The organism is Inquilinus sp. (genome assembly GCF_039594555.1).
In the GTDB taxonomy this organism is placed as follows: domain Bacteria; phylum Pseudomonadota; class Alphaproteobacteria; order DSM-16000; family Inquilinaceae; genus Inquilinus.
Genome location: NZ_JBCNNF010000637.1, coordinates 1 through 2,595 on the forward strand (window position 1 = coordinate 1; position 2,595 = coordinate 2,595).

General features: G+C 69.5%; 3 protein-coding genes, 1 tRNA gene and 1 pseudogene. 4 read left to right on the forward strand and 1 reads right to left on the reverse strand.

The genetic code is table 11. From position 1 onward, the window contains the following. Positions 1–316: hypothetical protein (locus ABDW35_RS35340; RefSeq protein ID WP_343718517.1), on the forward strand; the 316-nt coding region annotated here is incomplete at its 5' end. A 288-nt stretch (positions 317–604) separates the two neighbouring features. Here the strand turns inward: ABDW35_RS35340 and ABDW35_RS35345 are convergent. After that, a tRNA-Arg gene (locus tag ABDW35_RS35345) sits at positions 605–681 on the reverse strand. A gap of 209 nt (positions 682–890) precedes the next feature. Between ABDW35_RS35345 and ABDW35_RS35350 the strand changes: the two genes are divergently transcribed. The 3 genes and pseudogenes from ABDW35_RS35350 to ABDW35_RS35360 form a co-directional block, all read left to right on the forward strand. Next, on the forward strand, positions 891–1,328 hold the full coding sequence (locus tag ABDW35_RS35350) for a DUF4864 domain-containing protein (RefSeq protein WP_343718518.1): 438 nt from the start codon (positions 891–893) through the stop codon (positions 1,326–1,328). Between the two features lie 85 nt (positions 1,329–1,413). Further along, positions 1,414–2,256: a 2,3,4,5-tetrahydropyridine-2,6-dicarboxylate N-succinyltransferase gene (dapD, locus tag ABDW35_RS35355; RefSeq protein WP_343718519.1), complete on the forward strand. Its 843-nt coding sequence runs from the start codon at positions 1,414–1,416 to the stop codon at positions 2,254–2,256. Between the two features lie 221 nt (positions 2,257–2,477). Further along, positions 2,478–2,595 (forward strand): annotated as a pseudogene (locus ABDW35_RS35360) (succinyl-diaminopimelate desuccinylase); the annotation flags it as partial.

Consider the following 2,595-nt stretch of genomic DNA (forward strand, 5'->3'; position numbering starts at 1 on the left):
CTATCACCGCAGCATCGCCGCCGAGGATGTCGGCGGGCCCGAGGGCGAGACCTGGGTCATCGACACCATCAACGGCGAGATCTTCGACCAGGACTGGACCCTCATCCGCACCCTGCCCAAGGACGACCGGCCGCCGGATTCCGGCGCGGCCGGGCCGCCCGCCGCCACGGCGCCGCCGGATCCCGGCGGGAACCCGCCCGGGACGGCTCCGTCCGGCGAGGACCAGGACGAGGCCGAGCGGAAGCGCCTGAGGCGAGAGCGCGACGCCGAAGGACGCCGCGCGATGATGATGGCCCATATCTTCCGGCACGCGTGATGCCGGCGGACGCTTCGCCGCGGCCGGAGCGATGCGCGTGGGCTCTTCGACCTGCGAGATCCTTCAGAATCCACAACCGTCATTGCGAGCGCAGCGAAGCAATCCATACAGCAGCTTGCGCGGCCCGATGGATTGCTTCGTCGGCTTCGCCTCCTCGCAATGACGGTGAATGAAGGGCTGCGGAGGTGGCCAGCGGCAGAGGCAACACGGAAAGGCCCGCAGGACTGCGGGCGGATCGGTCGAGGAGCCGGTCGGTATGGAGGATAAAAGACTATCTCAGCGAGATAGTGGCGCGCCCGAGAAGATTCGAACTCCTAACCTTCTGATCCGTAGTCAGATGCTCTATCCAATTGAGCTACGGGCGCGTTCTGCGGGGCGTCGTCGCCGCCCCGTCGTCAGGCGGGCGGAACCTAGTCGATGCCCGCCCCCGATTGCAAGCCCCAATTTCATCGTTCCGACACGAAACGAGACATGCGGCCGCCGCATGGGCGAAGGCCCCTGCCCTGCAGCCGCTTTCCGGCCCGCCCGGCCACGCCATCTCCCTGCGAGAACGACCAAGAATGGGGAGGCCATCGTGAGACTCGTGTGCGACGTCGCGGGGCGCGTTCTCGCCCTGCTCTTCCTCCTGGCGCTGCCGGCCTTCGCCCAGGCGCAGGCCAACGATGCGGACAAGTCCGCGATCGTCGGCGTCATCCAGCGGCAGCTCGATGCGTTCCAGGGCGACCGGGCGGCGGAGGCGTTTGGCTATGCCTCGCCAGGCATCCAGCAGATGTTCGGCACGCCGGACAATTTCCTGGCCATGGTCCGGCAGGGCTATCCGCCGGTGTACCGGCCGCGCTCGGTCGACTTCCGCGACCTGGTCACGACCGCAGGCCGGATCGTGCAGAAGGTGCTGTTCGTCGGCCCGGACGGGGTGCCGGTGGTCGCCGAATACTTCATGCAGCGGCAGCCCGACGGCAGCTGGCGAATCGATGGCTGCCGGCTGGACCGCAGCGGCGACGAATCGGCATGAGACCCAGGCTTAGGGCGGCGTTGACAAGGCAGACGGGGGCGCCCCATCGTGCGGGCCCGACACCAGAGGCTGCCGATTTCCTGCCATGACCGACACCGCGCTGAAGACCGCCATCGAACAGGCCTGGGCCGACCGCAACAGCCTGACCCCGGCCACCCAGGGCGCCGCCCGCGATGCCATCGAGGCGGCGCTGGAGGGCCTCGACAACGGCACCCTGCGCGTGGCCGAGAAGATCGACGGCGAATGGCAGGCGCATCAATGGCTGAAGATGGCGGTGCTGCTGTCCTTCCGCATCACCGACAGCAAGATCGTCGAGGGCGGGCCGGACGGCGCGGTCTGGTACGACAAGGTGGCGCCGAAGACCCTGGGCTGGGGCGAGAACCGCTTCCGCGACGCCGGCTTCCGCAGCGTGCCGGGCGCGGTCGTCCGCCGCTCCGCCTACATCGCGCCGGGCGTGGTGCTGATGCCGAGCTTCGTCAATGTCGGCGCCCGGGTCGACAGCGGCACCATGGTCGACACCTGGGCCACCGTCGGCTCCTGCGCCCAGATCGGCAAGAACTGCCATCTGTCGGGCGGTGTCGGCATCGGCGGGGTGCTCGAACCGCTGCAGGCCAACCCGGTGATCATCGAGGACGACTGCTTCATCGGCGCCCGGTCGGAGGTGGTCGAGGGCGTGATCGTCGAGCGCGGGTCGGTGCTGTCGATGGGCGTGTTCCTCAGCGCCACCACCAAGATCGTCGACCGCGAGACCGGCACCGTCAGCTACGGCCGCGTCCCGGCCTACTCGGTGGTGGTGCCCGGGGCGCTGCCCGGCAAGCCGCTAGCCGACGGCACGCCGGGGCCCTCGCTGGCCTGCGCCGTGATCGTCAAACGGGTGGACGAGCGCACCCGCGCCAAGACCTCGATCAACGAGCTGCTGCGCGACTGATCTGCGATGGCCGAGGCCCGAAACCCCCTCACCCTCCCGGCCCAAGCGGGCCGGGTCCCTCCCTCTCCCCAAGGAGAGGGGATTTTACCTCTCCCCCGGGGAGAGGTCGGAACCGCGGCAGCGGTTCCGGGTGAGGGGGCGGCACCGGCCCCTCGGGCTGAACCCGGATGTGGCGGAGGGACGCAGGCCCTTCCGAGATCGAGCGAGAGCATCTTCGTCCCATGACCGTTCCCGACCCGATCGAGCTGACCCAGGCGCTGATCCGCTGCCCCAGCGTCACCCCGGCCGATGCCGGGGCGCTGGGCGTGCTGGAGGCGGCGCTGGCACCGCTGGGCTTCC